Origin of the sequence: Phenylobacterium sp. J367, from assembly GCF_024699985.1 — a bacterium.
GTDB lineage: Bacteria > Pseudomonadota > Alphaproteobacteria > Caulobacterales > Caulobacteraceae > Phenylobacterium.
The window spans coordinates 1,205,300-1,221,217 of sequence record NZ_JAJONA010000001.1 but is presented as its reverse complement, the minus strand read 5'-3'; the positions used below and the strand labels follow the sequence as shown (position 1 = coordinate 1,221,217).

The following is a 15,918-nucleotide window of genomic DNA, read 5'->3' as shown; positions in this document are numbered from 1 at the left end:
GCGACGAATTTCGTCCGGGCCTGAACGGTCCCGAAACCATAACCCTGTTATTTGCGATGCGGGCCGCCCGAAGAAGCGGCCTGCAGGAGACAACTCATGCTTAAGCAACGTCGGATGGTGGCGGAACAAATCGCCGGTGCGCTCTTCGAGGCCGAGGCGGCCATCGATGCGGCCATCAGCAAGACCGCGATACTCACAAGCGTCATGCCGGCGCTCCGCAAGGACGCCGGCGCCTCGGCCCTGATCGGCCAGGATGCGGTGGAACGCGCCAGCCAGGCCATCATGGCCCTGGCGGAAGCCCGCCGGGCGATCGTCGAGACCCACAAGGAGCTCAGCGTCGCCCAGGAACAGATCGGCCTCGGCGCCGTGATGGTGGGCGACCCGGGCGAGAAACCGTCCCCGGCGGTCGGCGCCCTCGTTCGCGGCCGCCGACTTCGCGAGGTCGCAGCCGCCTAACGCGGCTAGGAACGTCCACGCGTCTTTGGCATGTTGGCCCTCGGCAACCCCGGGGGCCTTCGTCTTGGACCATGCGTGGGAATTCCCGTCGATCCTCTGGGCGGCCACCGTCGTCGGGGTGTGCGCCTTGGCGCTCTGGCGCGGCGGCCCCGACGAGAAGCTTGCCGCAGGCGGGCTCCTTGTCGGCTGGACGCTCACGCGCACGGTGTACCAATTCAAGGGCGAGCAAACCGAATGGGGTATCGCCGGGGTCGACCTCGCGCTCCTGGCGCTGCTCGTCTACATCGCCCTTCGCAGCCGCCGGTACTGGCCTCTCTTCGCTGCCGGCTTCCATCTGCTGGCCGTGGTGACACATCTCGCCCGCGGCCTTGATCCCAGGGTCGGCGGCTGGGCCTACATCACCGCCGAGATCATCTGGGGCTATCTACTCGCCATCACGATCGGACTCGGCGCCTGGAAGGCGCGGGAGCGTCAGCTCGCCGCCGAGACGCCCGCCATCGCCGATCCCGGCGCCACGCGGCGGTAGATCAGCGCCTCGGCCACGTGCACGCGGCGGACCGCGTCGGCGTCCTCCAGATCGGCGATGGTGCGGGCGAGGCGGAGCGTTCGGGTCCAGCCGCGGGCGGTGATCCCGCCGGTCTCCGCCGCCCGGCTGAGCAGGGCGCGGCCCTGGGCGTCCAGGGCGCAGATCTCCTCCAGCCAGTCGCCGTCCGCCTGGGCGTTCAGCGTCGCGACGTCGCGTCCCGCCGCCCGCGCCTGCTGGCGCGCGCGGGCCCGCAGCACCCGCGCCGCGGCGTCCGCCGTGCCCTCGGCCGGCGGCGGCAAGGCCAGGTCGGCCGGCGTCACCGGCGGCACCTCCACCTGCAGGTCGATGCGGTCGATCAGCGGGCCGGAGATCTTCGACTGATAGGTGGTCTGGCAGAGCGGGGCGCGCCCGCAGGCCCTCGTCCCGCACCGCCGTGGCCGCAGCGGCAGGGGTTCATGGCCGCCACCAGCTGCACCCGCGCCGGATAGCGCACATGGGCGTTGGCCCGGGCGACGATCACCTCGCCGGTCTCCAGCGGCTGGCGCAGGCTGTCCAGGGCCTGGGCGCCGAACTCCGGCAGCTCGTCGAGGAACAGGACGCCGTTGTGCGCCAGGCTGACCTCGCCCGGCTTGGCCTTGAGCCCGCCGCCGGTCAGCGCCGCCATGCTCGCCGAATGGTGCGGCGCGCGGAACGGCCGCGCGCGGCTGAGCTCGCCCCGGGCGATCAGGCCGGCCACCGAATGGACCATGGACGTCTCGAGCAGCTCCTCGGACGTCAGCGGCGGCAGGAGGCCCGGCAGCCGCTGGGCCATCATCGACTTGCCCGAGCCCGGCGGGCCGACGAACAGCAGGTTGTGGCCGCCGGCCGCGGCGATCTCCAGCGCCCGCTTGGCGTTCTCCTGGCCCTTCACGTCGCGCAGGTCGGGGACGCGCTCGGCCCCGAGCATCCGGCCCGGCTTCGGCGGGGACAGCACCTGCGTCCCGCGGAAATGGTTGACGATGGCGATCAGCGACGGCGCGGCGAGGATGCGGGTGTCGCCGGCCCAGGCGGCCTCCGCCCCGCAGGCTTCCGGGCAGATCAGGCCGAGCCCCAGGCCGCCGGCCGCCACCGCCGCCGGCAGCGCCCCGGCCACCGGCGTGACCCGTCCGTCCAGCGACAGCTCGCCGACCGCCGCCCAGTCGGCCAGGGAGTCGGGCGGGATCACCCCCCATGGCCGCCATGATCGCGAGCGCGATCGGCAGGTCGTAGTGGCTGCCCTCCTTGGGCAGGTCGGCGGGGGCCAGGTTGGCGATGATCCGCCGGGCCGGCAGCGACAACCCCAGGCCCGAGAAGGCGGCGCGCACGCGCTCCCGGCTCTCCGAGATCGCCTTGTCGCCCATGCCGACGAGGAAGAACTTCTGCTCGCCGCCGGTGAACTGCACCTCGACGTCGACGCGCACCGCCTCGACGCCCCGGAACGCCACGGTCACCACCCGCGCGGCCATGCTCAAGCCCTTGTGCTCAAACCCGTGTTATCCACAAGGCGTCGCACATGGCGAAGGCTGGATCAAGAACATTCGGGGAACAGAGCGGGAAAGCATGAACCTGCCGTGTCACCCGCTGTGGGCGGTCACGCCGCCCGGATCGCCTCGATCCGGTCCCACAGCGCCTCGGTGGCGTCGATCCCGGTGAAGGCCTTGAGCGCCACCGCGCCGGTCGGCGAGGTGACGTTGATCTCGGTCAGCCACTCGCCGATCACGTCGATGCCGACGAACAGCAGGCCGCGCGCCTTCAGCTCCGGACCGATGGTGGCGCAGATCTCCCGGTCGCGGGCCGTCAGCTCGACGGCCTCGGCCTTGCCGCCGACCGCCAGGTTGGAGCGGATCTGGCCCTTGGCCGGCACCCGGTTGATGGCGCCCACCGGCTCGCCGTCGACCAGCAGGATGCGCTTGTCGCCCTTCACCACCCCCGGCAGGAACTTCTGGACGATCACCGGCTCGCGGTCGATCTGGGCGTGCAGCTCCAGCATGGCGTCGATGTTCGGGTCGTCGGCCAGGTGGCGGGTGACGCCGGAGCCGCCCCGGCCGTTCAGCGGCTTCATGACGATGTCGCCGTGCCTGGCGCGGAACTCGTAGATCGCGTCGCGGTCGGCGGTGATCAGGGTCGGCGGCTGCAGGCCCGGGAACTGGGTGACGAACAGCTTCTCCGGCGCGTTCCTGACCTCGCGCGGATTGTTCACCACCAGCGTCTGCGGGTGCACCTTCTCCAGGAAGAAGGTGGTGTCGATGTAGTGCATGTCGAACGGCGGGTCCTGGCGCAGCAGGACGACGTCGAAGTCCGAGAGCTCCGCCTTCCGGTATTCGCCGAGCGTGGCGTGCCCGCCCTTCACCCGCTGCACGGCGACGTCGCGGCCGCGGACGAAGACGCGCCCGTCCTCCATGGCCAGGGTGTCGGTGGTGTAGACGAAGAGGCTGTGCCCGCGGGCTTGCGCGCTCTCCATCATCAGGAAGGTGGTGTCGCCCTCGATGTTGATCCCCTCGATGGGGTCCATCTGCACCGCGACCTTCAAGCCCATCCGCCCGCTCCCGACTGCTCAGGCAAGCGACATAGGCCGCACTCTCACCGAGCGCCAGCCTTCCGCCGTATTGCGGCGCCGGCCCAAACGAAAGTCGTGAGAATCTCCGAGCCGCGAGCGTTCCACGGCCCGCGGAGGCGCAGGACCTCCTCCTCGGTTCTGATCACAATAATCTCCATGCACCACCAATTGGCGGCAAACAGCTCCGCAGAGAGGATCTTCTCCACCGGGAGGTGCCTGCGTCGGCGGCCAAGCAGCGTGATCTCGCCCTTAACTACATCAATCTCTTCGGCGTCGAAGGCTAGCCAGTAGATGAAAACAACGCATCCAACGAGGCCGGCGAAGACAAGCCACACGACGGAAGGGTCGCCGAGGATCCCGAATACAAAAGCTGAAAGGTGGGAGAAGATCGTCACGCCCAGGGCGAAGACAAGCCACTTCCGTACGCCCGTAAGTCGGGCGAAACGAAAGCCAAGGTCCCAGAGCTCCGGCGTCAATTGAGCCTCAGCCTCACCCGCTCGCGCTGGGCCCGCGCCGCCAGCGCCGCGCCGCCATCCAGGGTCGTCGCCCGCGCCAGGGCCTCCAGGGGCGCCGGCGAGCGCGCCCTGGCCTTCGCGGGCGGCGGCGACGTCCAGCCAGGGGCGGTGGTCGGTAGGGTCGAGCAGGGCGCGGCGCAGGGCGGCGCGCTCGGCGCGGGGAAGTCCCGGACCGCCGAGGCCCGGGCATAGATGGTGTTCTGCAGGCGCACGAGGACGGCGCGGTCGGTGACCGGGGCCATCAGCCGGTCCAGCCGGTCGGCGACGTTGGGCGTCAGGCCGGCGTGCAGCGCCCGGCGGGTCAGCTCCGAGGGCAGCACCACCCGGCCTTCCGAGAACGGATCGAGCGCCAGCGGCCCCTCCTCGGTCTCGATGCGCAGCAGGAAGTGGCCCGGGAAGTCGACGCCCTGGACGGTGAGCCCGCACTTGCGCGCCACGTGCAGGTAGAAGACGCCGAGCGCCGCGGCGATGCCCTTCCGCCGCTCGCTGACCGAGATGATGTCGGCGTTCTCGGGGTCCTCGGCGGTGAAGAGGTCCCCGCCGAGCCGAAGGTCGCCGGCCATGCTCTCGGCCAGCGCCTCCTCGGCGCTCTCGCGCTTCAGCCGCTGGGACAGGCGCTCCACGCCGTTGGCGGCCAGGTCCCGGGCCGGCTGCGGGTCGCGGCTGGGATCCTCGTGGATCGCGCACGCCACCGCCGCCTCCAGCAGCGGGAAGCTCCCGTCCTCGGCCGCACCGGCCTCGAGCAGGAAATCCTCGGCGTCCTCGCGCGTCATCGCAACCCCAGTGGGCGCCCCCGTCAGGCGCCTTTCCAAGCGTCGGGAATATGCATGGGAAGCCGGCGGGGTGCGAGCGCCACCAGATCGAGACGAACCGTCGCATCCCTCAAGGCCGGCCGGCTGGCGGCCAGTTGAGCGCCGGCGCGCCGCAGACGGTCGCGCTGGTCGAAGGTCACGGTCTCCAGGGCGTCGGCGAGATTGGCGCGGCGCTTCACCTCGACGATCGCCAGCGTCCGCCCCCGGAGCGCCACGAGGTCCATCTCGGCGATGCGGGTCCGCAGCCGGAAGCCCAGGATGCGGTAGCCCTTGAGCATCAGCCAGCCGGCGGCGATCACCTCGCTGCGGCGGCCGGAGAGCCGGGCTGCAGCCCCTCGCGCCTGGCGGGCTCCGCTCACGCCTCGACCCTCACCGGGCCCGAAGCTCCATGGCGCGCCGGTAGAGGTCGCGGCGCGGCAGGCCCAGGGCCTTGGCCACCTCCCCGGCGGCGTCGGCGGGCTTCAGCCGCTTCAGGGCGTCGACCAGCGCCGCGTCGGCGTCCGCCGCCGTCGCCTCGGTCTCGCGGCCGGGCCCGACCAGCACCACCAGCTCGCCCTTCGGAGCCTCGAAGGCGGGGTTGGCGGCCAGCTCGGACAGGCTGCCCCGCGTCACCGTCTCGTAGAGCTTGGTCAGCTCCCGGCAGATCACCGCCTCCCCGGTCGCCCAGCACCGCGGCCATGTCGGCGAGGCTGTCGGCGAGCCTGGAGCCGCCCTCGAAGAAGACGAGCGTGGCCCGAATGCCGGCCAGCTCCTCCAGGAAGGTCCGCCGGGCGGCGCTCTTCGGCGGCGGGAAGCCCGCGAACAGGAAGCGGTCGGTGGGCAGGCCCGCGACGCTCAGGCCGGCCAGCAGGGCCGAGGCCCCGGGGATCGGGAACACCTTGTGCCCCGCCGCCGCCGCCTCGCGGACCAGCCGGAAGCCCGGGTCGGAGACCAGCGGCGTGCCCGCGTCTGACACGATCGCCACCCGCTGGCCCTCGGCCAGCGCCGCCAGGACGCGCGGCCCCGCCTGGTCGGCCACATGTTCGTCGTAGCGGAGGAGCTGCGCCTTCAGCCCGAAGGCCGAGAGCAGCTTGCCGGAGACCCGGGTGTCCTCGGCCAGCACCAGGTCGGCGGCGTTCAGCACGTCGAGGGCGCGCAGCGTGATGTCGCGCAGGTTGCCGATCGGCGTGGCCACCACATAGAGCCCCGGCGCCAGCGGCGCGTCGTCCAGTTGCGGCGTCGGAAGATGGCGGCCCATGGGCGGAGGGTTCGCCGGTCGGCGAGGCAAACGCAAGCCCCTGGCCCTCTCCCTCTCCGCTTCGCGGGGGAGAGGCGTGGAGCTGAGGCGCTCGGGCCATCACCTCCTCTCCCCCGGGCGAAGCCCGAGAGGGAGAGGGTAGGGAGAGGGCCCTGGGCCTTAGGTGAGGAGCTCCCGCGTCACCGCATCCAGCACCAGCCGGCCGGCCCGCGTGGCCCGGATGCGCTCGGGATCGTCGGCCAGCAGGCCCAGCTCCACGAGCCCCGCGATCTTCGCCGGGTCGAGGTCCAGCACCGCGACCTCGTCCCGCCCGACGCCGGCGTCGATCCGCAGGCCCGACAGCAGCCGCTCCGCCGCCGCGTCCTCCGGGCTCAGCATCTCCCGCGTCGCGAACCCGAACCCCGTCTCGCCCACCGTTCGGATGTAGTCCCCGGGCCGCATGGCCCCGACCGTCGCCTCGCGGGCGCCCGCCCGCGTGATCCGCCCGTGCGCGCCGGGGCCGACGCCGACGTAGTCCTGGCCCCGCCAGTAGACGAGGTTGTGCCGCGAGCGGGCCGCCTCGCCGCGGGCGTGGTTGGAGACCTCGTAGGCGTCGAAGCCCAGGCCCTCCAGCGTGCCTTGCGTGGTCTCGAACAGCGCCGCGCCCGCGTCCTCGCCGGCCGGCGCGATCCGCCCGCGCTTCACCGCCCGGTCGAAGGCGGTGCCTTCCTCGACGGTGAGCTGGTAGGGCGAGACGTGCTCGGCGCCCAGGCCGACGGCCCGGGCCAGCTCCTCGGCCCAGGCGTCGGGCGCCTGGCCGGGCCGGGCATAGATCAGGTCCACCGAGAGACGGGGAAACAGCCGGGCCGCGGTCTCCGCCGCCCGGATCGCCTGGCCGGCGTCGTGGTTGCGGCCGAGGAAGCCCAGCGCCGCGTCGTCGAGCGCCTGCAGGCCGAGCGAGAGGCGGTTCACGCCGGCGGCCGCGAAGCCTGAGAACCGCTCGGTCTCCGCGTCGGTCGGATTGGCCTCCAGGCTGACCTCCAGGTCGGCGGCCGGCGTCCAGAGCCGTTTCGCCGCCGCGACGATCTCCGCCGCCCAGGGGGCCATCAGCGACGGCGTGCCGCCGCCGAAGAACACCGAGACCAGGTCCCGCGGCCCGGTCAGCGCCCTTTGCGCCTCGAGGTCGGCGACGATGGCGCGGGCGAGCTGCGCCTGCTCGTCCGTCCGACCGCGGTCGCGATAGACGTTGAAGTCGCAGTAGGGGCAGATCTTCGCGCAGTAGGGCCAGTGGACATAGACCCCGAGCGGCGCGGGCGTCGGTGTCACAAGAGCGCCGCCTTCAGCTTGGCGAAGGCGCGGGCCCGGTGGCTCATGCCGTCCTTCTGCAGGGCCTCCATCTCGCCGAAGGTTTGCCCGTGGCCCTCCGGCTGGAAGATCGGGTCATAGCCGAAGCCCTTGTCGCCCCGGGGCGGGAAGACCAGCGTCCCGTCGATCCGGCCCTCGACCACCACCGCCGGCCCGTTCGGCCAGGCCACCGCCAGGGCGCTGGTGAACCAGGCCGAGAAGTCCTCGGCGCCGGCCTCCTCCAGCCGCTCCTCGACCTTCTTCATGGCGACGGTGAAGTCCTTGTCGGGTCCGGCCCAGCGGGCTGAATAGATCCCCGGCTGGCCGTCGAGGGCGGCCACCGAGATTCCGCTGTCGTCGGCGATGGCGACGAACCCCGTGGCGTCCGCCGCCGCGCGCGCCTTCAGCAGCGCATTGCCGACGAAGGTGCTCTCGGTCTCGTCGGGTTCGCTCAAGCCCATCTCGCCCGCCGTCACCAGCTCGAAACGGTTCTCCAGGATCTCGGCCAGTTCGCGCACCTTGCCGGGGTTGTGAGTGGCGACCACCAGCCGCTGGCCGGGCTCGAGGGTCAGGGGGCATGGGCTGTGGCTCCTTCAGCTTGCAGGCGGGCGGACCATAAGCGCCGCGCCCGGCTGTTGCATTGCGAAAGTTTAATATCGTTACTCGATATTCATTTGATCGAGAAACGATGCGGCCATATCGTTATTCACATCGGGACGCGGAATTGTCCGGCCCGCCACGCTGCACCGCAGCAAGACCGGAGATGTGAAATGCTTGCCTCGATGATGTCGACCTTCGACCGCTACGCCCTGGTGTTCTTCATGGCGCTGGCCGTCACCCCGCTCGCGGCTGTCGCCGCCGGCGCCCGCGATCTAATAGGGTCGCGGAAGACATGGGGTTCGCCCGACCCGCGCCGGACCGAAGAGCCCGGCCGGGTTTCGGCGTCGGAGGGGTGCAGATGCGCGCGTTGGGTCCAGGCTCGGTCTCGAGCTTCCTGAAGATCATCCTGGATGTCGTCTACGCCGCGCTCTGGGTCGGCGTGGCCGCGGTGGTCGTGCTGGCGTTCCTGGCGCTCCTGATGGGCTTCAACCCCGAGTTCCTGCGCAGCCTGAAACTGAACGGCGACTACGGCGCCATCGACGACCCCGTGCCCGTGGTGGCCGGAGGTCTGGCCGCCGGCGCGCTCTACCTTTCCGGCATCCTGGCGATCGTCTGGTCGCTGCGCCGGATCTTCGCCACCCTCACCGCGGGCGACCCGTTCCATCCCGACAACGTGCCGCGGCTGCGGTTCATCGGCCTGATCCTGGCGGGCCTCGAGCTCGGCCGCTACGCCGTCTGGGGCGTCTCCCAGTGGCTGCTGGCCGACGTCATCCGCAACGAGCCCAACTTCAGCCTCACCGCCTGGTTCTCCGTCCTCGTCGTCTTCGTGCTCGCCGAGGTGTTCCGCGAGGGCGCACGCCTGCGCCGCGAAGCCGAGCTGACGATCTAGGACGCCTTTCCAAATGCCGATCCGCGTACATCTGGACCGCGTCCTGCTCGAACGGCGCATGTCCCTCACCGAGCTCGCCGACCGCGTCGGCGTGACCATCGCCAACCTGTCGATCCTCAAGACCGGCAAGGCCCGCGCCGTCCGCTTCTCCACCCTGGCCGCCCTCTGCCGCGAGCTCGACTGCCAGCCCGGCGACCTGCTGCTCTACGAGCCGGGACCCGACGACGGCCCGGACGAGGAGGAGGGGTAGCGCTCCACCCCGGCAAGAGGTCTCATCCCTCCCCTTCAGGGGAGGGAAAGATCGCGCAGCGATCCGGGTGGGGGAGTCGCGTTCAAATCCTGAGGCCGGGTCTGGCCCACACTTCCCCACCCTGGCCGCCTTCGCGGCCTGCCCCTCCCCTGAAGGGGAGGGATGGGTGAGGGAATGCTGCACCGCACCCGCCCCTAGTGCGACGCTTCGCCCCTCGGCAGCGCAATTCCTTGCGCGATGAATTCGCCATTCCTATATGCACTGCAGCATCGCGGGCTCGCCGCTTTGCAGCAAGAGGAGTGTCGACGCCATGCTGGCCAAGATCGAACGCTTCCTGGACGCCATGTTCGCGCCGCTGGCGCGCGAGCTCGGCCGCCTTCCGCCCCAGGCGGTCCGCGGCCTGTTCGGCGGCTTCTAAGGCAAAGCTGAACGCGGGCGGCTGGGTTCAGCCGCCCGTCGCTTCCTTCTGCATCACGACAAGTTCGCCGATCCCCTTGCGGGCCAGGCTGAACAGCGCCTCGAATTCGCCTTCCGAGAAACCCCGCTTCTCGCCGGTCGCCTGGATCTCGACGATGTCGCCCCGGCCGGTCAGCACGAAGTTGGAATCCGCCTCCGCATTGCTGTCCTCCTCGTAGTCGAGGTCCAGCACCGGCACGCCCTTGAACACCCCGCACGAGATCGCCGCCACCTGGTCGAGGATCGGGTCCTGGGTGATCAGCCCTTCCTCCAGCAGGTAGCGGGTGGCCAGCCTGAGCGCGACCCAGGCGCCGGTGATCGCCGCCGTGCGCGTGCCGCCATCGGCCTGGATCACGTCGCAGTCGAGGCTGATCTGCCGCTCGCCCAGCGCCTTCATGTCCACCACGGCGCGCATCGAGCGGCCGATCAGTCGCTGGATCTCCTGGGTGCGGCCCGACTGCTTGCCCTGCGCCGCCTCGCGCCGGCCGCGGGTGTGGGTGGCGCGCGGCAGCATCCCGTACTCCGCCGTCACCCAGCCCTGGCCCCGGCCGCGCAGGAACGGCGGCACGCTCTCCTCCAGGCTGGCGGTGATCAGCACCCTGGTGTGGCCGAAGCTGATCAGGCACGAGCCTTCCGCATAGCGGTTCACCCCCGTTTCGATGGTGACGGGCCGCAGCAGGTCGGGGGCGCGCTCGGACGGACGCATGGGCGGGGGAACTCCGGAGGGTTTGGGCGCCTTGCGCCGACAGAGGCCGCGCTTATCCTAGATCGGCAAGGCTCCGTCCATGGTGCGTCCAGAGACCCGGTGACAAGCTAAGGTGAGTAGTCCCTTCCTGGCCCGCGGCCCCTCCCTCGCCGAACTGGACGAGCGCGCGCGGGATATCTTCCGCCGTATCGTCGAGAGCTATCTGGAGACCGGGGAACCGGTCGGCTCGCGCACCCTCTCCAAGAGCGGCGTCACCCTGTCGCCCGCCTCGATCCGCAACACCATGCAGGACCTGACCCAGCTCGGCCTGCTGGGCGCGCCGCACATCAGCGCCGGGCGGCTGCCGACCCATGCGGGCCTGCGCCTCTTCGTCGACGGCCTGATGGAGATCGGCGACGTCGCCGCGGAGGAGCGCCGCTCCATCGAGGCCCGCCTGCGGGCGCACGGCCGCAACTACGAGGAGGCGCTGAACGAGGCGTCCGCCATCCTCTCGGGCCTGGCCGGCGGGGCGGGCGTGGTCGTCACCCCGATCCGCGACGCGGGCGTCAAGCACGTGGAGTTCGTCTCGCTGGGCGTCGAGCGGACCCTGGCCATCATGGTCTTCGAGGACGGCACGGTGGAGAACCGGCTGATCCGCCTGCCGGCCGGGGTCACCCCTTCGGCGCTGACCGAGGCCGCCAACTTCCTGAACGCCCGCCTGCGCGGCCGCACCCTCGTGGAGGCCAAGGCCGACCTGCGCCAGGACCTCGACCGCGCGCGCCGCGAGCTCGATGTGACCGCCGCCCGCCTGGTGGAGGACGGCCTGGCCGCCTGGGGCGGCGGGGAGGGCGACGACCGGGCCCTGATCGTGCGCGGCCGCGCCAACCTGCTGGAAGCCCGCGAGGCGGCCGACGACCTGGAGCGCGTCCGTTCGCTCTTCGAGGACCTGGAGCACAAGGAACAGCTCATCCAGCTCCTCGACGGGGTGCGCGACGGCCAGGGCGTGCGCATCTTCATCGGCGCGGAGACGCGTCTGTTCTCGCTTTCGGGTTCCGCCGTGATCGCGGCGCCCTATATGACGGGCTCCCAGCGCGTGGTCGGCGCCATCGGCGTCATCGGCCCCGCGCGACTGAACTATGCCCGGGTCATTCCGTTGGTGGACTACACCGCCCGCGTGCTTGGCCAGGTGATGAACGCTTAAGGGTCGAATTCGAGAGATGTCCGAAGACAACAAGCCGGCCGACGAGAACGCAGCCTTCGACTTCGCCGACGGGGACGCCGCCGAGCTGGCCGCCCTCAAGGCCGAGGCCGCGGGCCTGCGCGAGCAGGTGCTGCGCTACGCCGCCGACATGGAGAACACCCGGCGCCGGGTCGAGCGCGAGGCCAACGACGCGCGCGCCTACGCCATCCAGAAGTTCGCGGGCGACCTGCTGAAGGTCGCCGACTACCTGGCCATGGCCACCAACCATGCGCCGGCCGACCAGTCCGACAGCGTGGTGAAGAACTTCGTGGTCGGCGTGCAGATGACCGAGAAGGAGCTGCTGGGCGCCTTCGAGCGGAACGGGCTGAAGCAGATCGCGCCGAAGCCGGGCGACAAGTTCGACCCGCACAAGCACCAGGCCGTTTCCGAAGGCCCCGCCGAGGGCGGCGTGGCGCCGGGCGCGGTGCTGACCCTGATGCAGCCGGGCTACGAACTGCTGGGCCGCCTGGTCCGTCCGGCCACCGTCGTCGTGGCGGCCAAGGGCGCGGCCGCCGGCCCGGCGCCGTCCGGCGGCGCCTATGCGGCGGGCGAGGACCCCGCCCAGGGCGGCGGCGCGGTGGATACGCGGGCCTGATCCCTCCCTTAATGGGGAGGGTCGACTCGCCGGAGGCGAGCGGGGTGGGGGGAGTCACGCTCCAGCGCTGAATCAGTGTCTGACCCACGCTTCCCCACCCGTCCGGCGCTGCGCGCCGTCCACCCTCCCCATTAAGGGAGGGAGGACCTTTGCGCAGCACATCCAAAAGACCCGCGCCGACCCGCGCCGGCCCTCTTCCCCGGCCAACGAAAATGGCTAATGTCGCAGGTCCCTTCCTAATCGGGGGCGCGGGGCGTCGGTTCGCCCTTGGCGCAATGAGGTCCGGGACCAAGGCATGAAGCTGACGATCGAGCGCGCGGCGCTCCTAAAGGCGCTGGGGCATGTGCAGAGCGCCGTGGAGCGGCGCAACACCATCCCCATCCTGTCGAACGTGCTGCTGTCGGCCGAACGCGACCGGCTGACCTTCTCGGCCACCGACCTCGACATGGAGATCATCGACGAGGCCCTCGCCCAGGTGGACCAGCCGGGCCAGATCACCGCACCGGCCCATACACTTTACGAGATTGTACGGAAGCTGCCCGAGGGCGCCGACGTCTCCCTGTCGTTCACCGGCGAGGATCCCCGCCTGACGGTGGCCGCCGGCCGCTCGCGCTTCAACCTGCCCGTCCTGCCGGCCGGCGACTTCCCGGTGATGAGCTCCGACGGGCTGTCGGCCCAGATGACCGTCGACGTCACCGACCTGATCCGCCTGATCGACAAGACCCGGTTCGCGATTTCCGCCGAGGAGACGCGCTACTACCTGAACGGCCTCTACGTCCACACGGTCACCGAGGGCGGGGTCCAGAAGCTGCGCGCCGTGGCCACCGACGGCTCGCGCCTGGCGCTCGCCGAGATGCCGGCTCCGGAAGGCGCCGCGGGCATGCCGGGCGTCATCGTGCCCCGCAAGACGATCAACGAGGCCCGGCGCCTGCTCGACGACGCCGGCGAGAACGTCGACCTGCAGCTCAGCCCCCCAGAAGGTGCGTTTCGAGCTGAACGGCGCGGCCCTGACCTCCAAGGTCATCGACGGCAACTTCCCCGACTACGCGCGCGTCATCCCCAAGGACAACAATCGCACGGTCATGGTCGACGCCAAGCTGTTCGCCCAGGCGGTCGACCGCGTGGCGACCATCTCGGCCGAGAAGAGCCGCTCGGTCCGCATGGCCATCGAGAGCGGCCGCGTGGTGCTGACCGTCCGCAACATGGAAGCCGGCCAGGCGGTCGAGGAGCTGGAGATCGAGTACGACGGCGAGCCCTTCGAGCTCTCCTTCAACGCCCGCTACCTGCTGGACATCACCGACCAGATCTCGGGCGACACCGCCGAGCTCCGGTTCGGCGGCCCGAACGACCCGGCCCTGGTGCTCGACCCGGGCGACGCCGACGTCCGCTACATCCTGATGCCGCTGCGCGTCTAAGGGTCCGGGCGTGGCGACCGTCTTCGTCGTCACCCACCCGGAGGTCGTGCAGGACCCGGCCGTCCCCGTGCCGCTCTGGGGCCTGAGCGAGGTCGGCGTCGACCGGATGCAGGCCTTCGCCGGCTCGCCCGCGGTGGCGAAGCTCGCCGCCCTGTGGAGCAGCGGCGAGACCAAGGCCCTGGAGTCCGCCGCCATCCTCTCGGCGGCGCTGTCGCTCATCGCCCGCGTCGACGCGGACCTGCACGAGAACGACCGCAGCGCCACCGGCTACCTGCCGCCGCCCGAGTTCGAGGCCACGGCCGACGCCTTCTTCGCCGCGCCTGAGGTCAGCATCCGCGGGTGGGAGCGGGCGGTGGACGCGCAAGCCCGGATGGCCGCGGCGGTCGAGCGCTGCCTCGCCGCCTCGCCGCCCGGCGACGTGGCCATCGTCGGCCACGGCGGGGTGAGCGCGCTCCTGCTCTGCAAGCTCTCCGGCGCGCCGATCAGCCGGACCTACGACCAGCCGTTCGCCGGCTGCTACTGGACCTTCGACCGCGAGACCCGCGCGGTCACGTCAGGCTGGAAGCCGATCGCGCCCCGGTAGCCTCAGTGCCCGTGGGAGCCTTCGTAGACGCCGGGGGCGAGCTGTTCGCTCTCCAGGCCCTCGACGCCGGCCGCGAGCTGGAAGCGGCGGTCGCAGTAGGGGCACTCCACGAAGTCGGCCTCGCCCATCTCCAGATAGACCCGCGGATGGCCCAGCGCACCGCCGACGCCGTCGCAGGCGACGCGCTTGGACCGCACCGTGATCACCTCCGGCGCGGGGCCGGGCGGGGTCAGGGCGGGCTTGGCCGGCGCGGGCTCGACCCGCTTCTGGGCGCGGGCGGCTTTCGGCTTCGACGGGATGCGGGCCATGGAACGGAGAACCTCTCATTGCCGCGAGCGCGGCGCGCGCTTAGCTACTGGACCACGGCTTTCGCCGTCAATCGACTGGATGGTTATGGATCTCCCCGAGTACGCGATCGAGGCGAAAGGCCTCATCAAGACCTATGCCGCCACCAAGACGACGCCCGAGATGCGGGCGCTGAAGGGGATCGACCTCGCCATTCCGCGCGGCTCGATCTTCGGCCTGCTGGGGCCGAACGGGGCCGGCAAGTCGACCTTCATCAACATCCTGGCCGGCCTGACCAAGAAGACCTCGGGGACCGTGAAGATCTGGGGCCGCGACATCGACGAGCGCCCGCGCGACGCCCGCGCCGCCATCGGGGTGGTGCCGCAGGAGATCGCCGCCGACCCGTTCTTCACCCCGTTCGAGGCGCTGGAGGTGGCGGCCGGCATGTACGCGGTGCCGCCGAAGGAGCGCCGCACCGTCGAGCTGCTGACCGCGCTCGGCCTCGCCGACAAGCAGAAGGCCTACGTCCGCCAACTCTCCGGCGGGATGAAGCGCCGGCTGATGGTCGCCAAGGCCATGGTCCACAATCCGCCGGTGCTGATCCTCGACGAGCCCACCGCCGGCGTCGACGTGGAGCTGCGCCGCCAGCTCTGGAACTACGTCGTCGAGCTGAACCGCCAGGGCGTGACCATCGTGCTCACCACCCACTACCTGGAAGAGGCCCAGGAGCTCTGCGACCAGATCGCCATCGTCAACCGCGGCCTGGTCGTCGCCTGCGAGCCGACGCCGAAGCTGCTCAGCCGCATGGACACCCGCCACGTCCTGGTGACGCCCGAGGAGCCGGTGACGGCGGCCCCGGATCTCCCGGGGTTCGAAACGAAGCTCATCAAGGCCGGCGGCTTCTCGGTCAGCTATCGCACCGGCCAGTCGAGCGTGGAACAGGTCCTGGCCGCGATCCGCCAGTCCGGCCTGCACATCAAGGACATCTCGACGGAAGACCCCGACCTGGAGGACGTGTTCGTCAGCCTGACCTACGCCGCCCCCCGAGGCGGCGGAGGTCTAGGCCTACCCCGTCACATCCCGGATATCCGCCCACCGGTACGCGACCTCCCAGAGCAGCGTTCCCCCGGGACCCGGCTCGCGCCGGGCGGGCTCGGCCTCGCCGCCGAGGTGCTCGTAGAAGCCACGCGCGTGGAAGTTCTCGCGCAGCACGGAGATCACCAGGGACGTCGCGCCCTGGTCGCGCAGCGCCCGCGCCGTGCGGGTCAGGAGTTCGCGGCCCACGCCCCGGCCCTGGGACGACGCCAGCACATAGAGCACCGAGATTTCGGCCTCGTCGGCGACGGCCCGCCGCGAGGGTCCGCCCGAGGCATAGCCGACCACGCCGAAGCGGTCGGCGGCCACCAGCGTCAGGGGCCCGTCCGGCCTGGTCAGGTCCCGGCGGAAGCGCCGGGTGAAGCCGGGCACGCTCATCCG

At 71.2% G+C, this 15,918-nt stretch carries 15 protein-coding genes and 5 pseudogenes; 9 read left to right on the top strand and 11 right to left on the bottom strand.

The genetic code is table 11. The annotated features are described in order from the left end of the window. Positions 1-96: 96 nt before the first annotated feature. Both LRS04_RS06620 and LRS04_RS06615 read left to right on the top strand, forming a co-directional pair. Positions 97-456 (top strand): hypothetical protein, encoded by a 360-nt coding sequence (locus LRS04_RS06620; RefSeq protein WP_257815681.1) that lies wholly within the window; start codon positions 97-99, stop codon positions 454-456. A gap of 64 nt (positions 457-520) precedes the next feature. Further along, positions 521-982 carry a hypothetical protein gene (locus tag LRS04_RS06615; protein ID WP_257815680.1) on the top strand — a complete coding sequence of 154 codons (462 nt, stop codon included), beginning with the start codon at positions 521-523 and terminating at the stop codon, positions 980-982. Here the strand turns inward: LRS04_RS06615 and LRS04_RS06610 are convergent. The 8 genes and pseudogenes from LRS04_RS06610 to rdgB form a co-directional block, all read right to left on the bottom strand. Next, a pseudogene (locus tag LRS04_RS06610) lies at positions 928-2,466 on the bottom strand (YifB family Mg chelatase-like AAA ATPase). The gene LRS04_RS06615 and the pseudogene LRS04_RS06610 overlap by 55 nt on opposite strands. 125 nt (positions 2,467-2,591) lie before the next feature. Further along, complete coding sequence (gene gshB, locus LRS04_RS06605) at positions 2,592-3,536, bottom strand: glutathione synthase (RefSeq protein WP_257815679.1); 945 nt, start codon at positions 3,534-3,536, stop codon at positions 2,592-2,594. A gap of 44 nt (positions 3,537-3,580) precedes the next feature. Beyond that, entirely contained in the window at positions 3,581-4,033 is a 453-nt protein-coding gene (locus LRS04_RS06600) for a hypothetical protein (RefSeq protein WP_257815678.1), read from the bottom strand. After that, positions 4,030-4,845 (bottom strand): annotated as a pseudogene (locus LRS04_RS06595) (transglutaminase family protein). Before LRS04_RS06595 ends, LRS04_RS06600 begins: the two are co-directional and overlap by 4 nt. Positions 4,846-4,868: 23 nt before the next feature. Further along, on the bottom strand, positions 4,869-5,243 hold the full coding sequence (locus LRS04_RS06590; protein ID WP_257815677.1) for a YraN family protein: 375 nt from the start codon (positions 5,241-5,243) through the stop codon (positions 4,869-4,871). Between the two features lie 10 nt (positions 5,244-5,253). Continuing rightward, positions 5,254-6,121 (bottom strand): annotated as a pseudogene (rsmI, locus tag LRS04_RS06585) (16S rRNA (cytidine(1402)-2'-O)-methyltransferase). A 159-nt stretch (positions 6,122-6,280) separates the two neighbouring features. Beyond that, on the bottom strand, positions 6,281-7,426 hold the full coding sequence (gene hemW / locus LRS04_RS06580) for a radical SAM family heme chaperone HemW (protein ID WP_257815676.1): 1,146 nt from the start codon (positions 7,424-7,426) through the stop codon (positions 6,281-6,283). Then, positions 7,423-8,016 carry an RdgB/HAM1 family non-canonical purine NTP pyrophosphatase gene (rdgB, locus tag LRS04_RS06575; protein ID WP_257818998.1) on the bottom strand — a complete coding sequence of 198 codons (594 nt, stop codon included), beginning with the start codon at positions 8,014-8,016 and terminating at the stop codon, positions 7,423-7,425. Before rdgB ends, hemW begins: the two co-directional genes overlap by 4 nt. A gap of 386 nt (positions 8,017-8,402) precedes the next feature. Between rdgB and LRS04_RS06570 the strand changes: the two genes are divergently transcribed. Together LRS04_RS06570 and LRS04_RS06565 are read left to right on the top strand one after the other, a co-directional pair. Next, positions 8,403-8,933, top strand: coding sequence for a DUF2975 domain-containing protein (locus LRS04_RS06570; RefSeq protein ID WP_257815674.1), 531 nt, complete (start codon positions 8,403-8,405; stop codon positions 8,931-8,933). Between the two features lie 13 nt (positions 8,934-8,946). Then, entirely contained in the window at positions 8,947-9,183 is a 237-nt protein-coding gene (locus tag LRS04_RS06565) for a helix-turn-helix transcriptional regulator (protein WP_257815673.1), read from the top strand. A gap of 445 nt (positions 9,184-9,628) precedes the next feature. Here LRS04_RS06565 and rph read toward each other — a convergent pair whose 3' ends face one another. After that, positions 9,629-10,345, bottom strand: coding sequence for a ribonuclease PH (rph, locus tag LRS04_RS06560; RefSeq protein ID WP_257815672.1), 717 nt, complete (start codon positions 10,343-10,345; stop codon positions 9,629-9,631). Between the two features lie 112 nt (positions 10,346-10,457). On the opposite strand from rph, the gene hrcA reads away from it, so the two are divergent. The 4 genes and pseudogenes from hrcA (at position 10,458) to LRS04_RS06540 (ending at position 14,157) form a co-directional block, all read left to right on the top strand. Further along, positions 10,458-11,525, top strand: coding sequence for a heat-inducible transcriptional repressor HrcA (gene hrcA, locus LRS04_RS06555; RefSeq protein ID WP_257815671.1), 1,068 nt, complete (start codon positions 10,458-10,460; stop codon positions 11,523-11,525). Between the two features lie 16 nt (positions 11,526-11,541). Further along, a complete protein-coding gene (gene grpE / locus LRS04_RS06550) occupies positions 11,542-12,159 on the top strand; it encodes a nucleotide exchange factor GrpE (RefSeq protein ID WP_257815670.1) in 618 nt (205 codons plus the stop codon). A gap of 295 nt (positions 12,160-12,454) precedes the next feature. Continuing rightward, positions 12,455-13,574 (top strand): annotated as a pseudogene (gene dnaN, locus LRS04_RS06545) (DNA polymerase III subunit beta). A gap of 10 nt (positions 13,575-13,584) precedes the next feature. Continuing rightward, the gene (locus LRS04_RS06540) at positions 13,585-14,157 is read left to right on the top strand and encodes a histidine phosphatase family protein (protein ID WP_257815669.1); all 573 of its coding nucleotides are present in this window, start codon (positions 13,585-13,587) and stop codon (positions 14,155-14,157) included. A 2-nt stretch (positions 14,158-14,159) separates the two neighbouring features. Here LRS04_RS06540 and LRS04_RS06535 read toward each other — a convergent pair whose 3' ends face one another. Beyond that, entirely contained in the window at positions 14,160-14,465 is a 306-nt protein-coding gene (locus tag LRS04_RS06535; protein ID WP_257815668.1) for a zinc-finger domain-containing protein, read from the bottom strand. A gap of 85 nt (positions 14,466-14,550) precedes the next feature. On the opposite strand from LRS04_RS06535, the pseudogene LRS04_RS06530 reads away from it, so the two are divergent. Further along, a pseudogene (locus LRS04_RS06530) lies at positions 14,551-15,486 on the top strand (ABC transporter ATP-binding protein); the annotation flags it as partial. A 21-nt stretch (positions 15,487-15,507) separates the two neighbouring features. Here LRS04_RS06530 and LRS04_RS27690 read toward each other — a convergent pair. Further along, the gene (locus LRS04_RS27690; RefSeq protein WP_374577124.1) at positions 15,508-15,915 is read right to left on the bottom strand and encodes an N-acetyltransferase family protein; all 408 of its coding nucleotides are present in this window, start codon (positions 15,913-15,915) and stop codon (positions 15,508-15,510) included. Positions 15,916-15,918: the final 3 nt, after the last annotated feature.

Bases quoted from the DNA above. Each gene is read 5' to 3' on its own strand.
- LRS04_RS06620 (WP_257815681.1), top strand. From the start codon at position 97: ATGCTTAAGCAACGTCGGATGGTGGCGGAACAAATCGCCGGTGCGCTC.
- gshB (WP_257815679.1), bottom strand. From the start codon at position 3,536: ATGGGCTTGAAGGTCGCGGTGCAGATGGACCCCATCGAGGGGATCAAC.
- LRS04_RS06570 (WP_257815674.1), top strand. From the start codon at position 8,403: ATGCGCGCGTTGGGTCCAGGCTCGGTCTCGAGCTTCCTGAAGATCATC.
- LRS04_RS06565 (WP_257815673.1), top strand. From the start codon at position 8,947: ATGCCGATCCGCGTACATCTGGACCGCGTCCTGCTCGAACGGCGCATG.
- rph (WP_257815672.1), bottom strand. From the start codon at position 10,345: ATGCGTCCGTCCGAGCGCGCCCCCGACCTGCTGCGGCCCGTCACCATC.
- grpE (WP_257815670.1), top strand. From the start codon at position 11,542: ATGTCCGAAGACAACAAGCCGGCCGACGAGAACGCAGCCTTCGACTTC.
- LRS04_RS06535 (WP_257815668.1), bottom strand. From the start codon at position 14,465: ATGGCCCGCATCCCGTCGAAGCCGAAAGCCGCCCGCGCCCAGAAGCGG.
- LRS04_RS27690 (WP_374577124.1), bottom strand. From the start codon at position 15,915: ATGAGCGTGCCCGGCTTCACCCGGCGCTTCCGCCGGGACCTGACCAGG.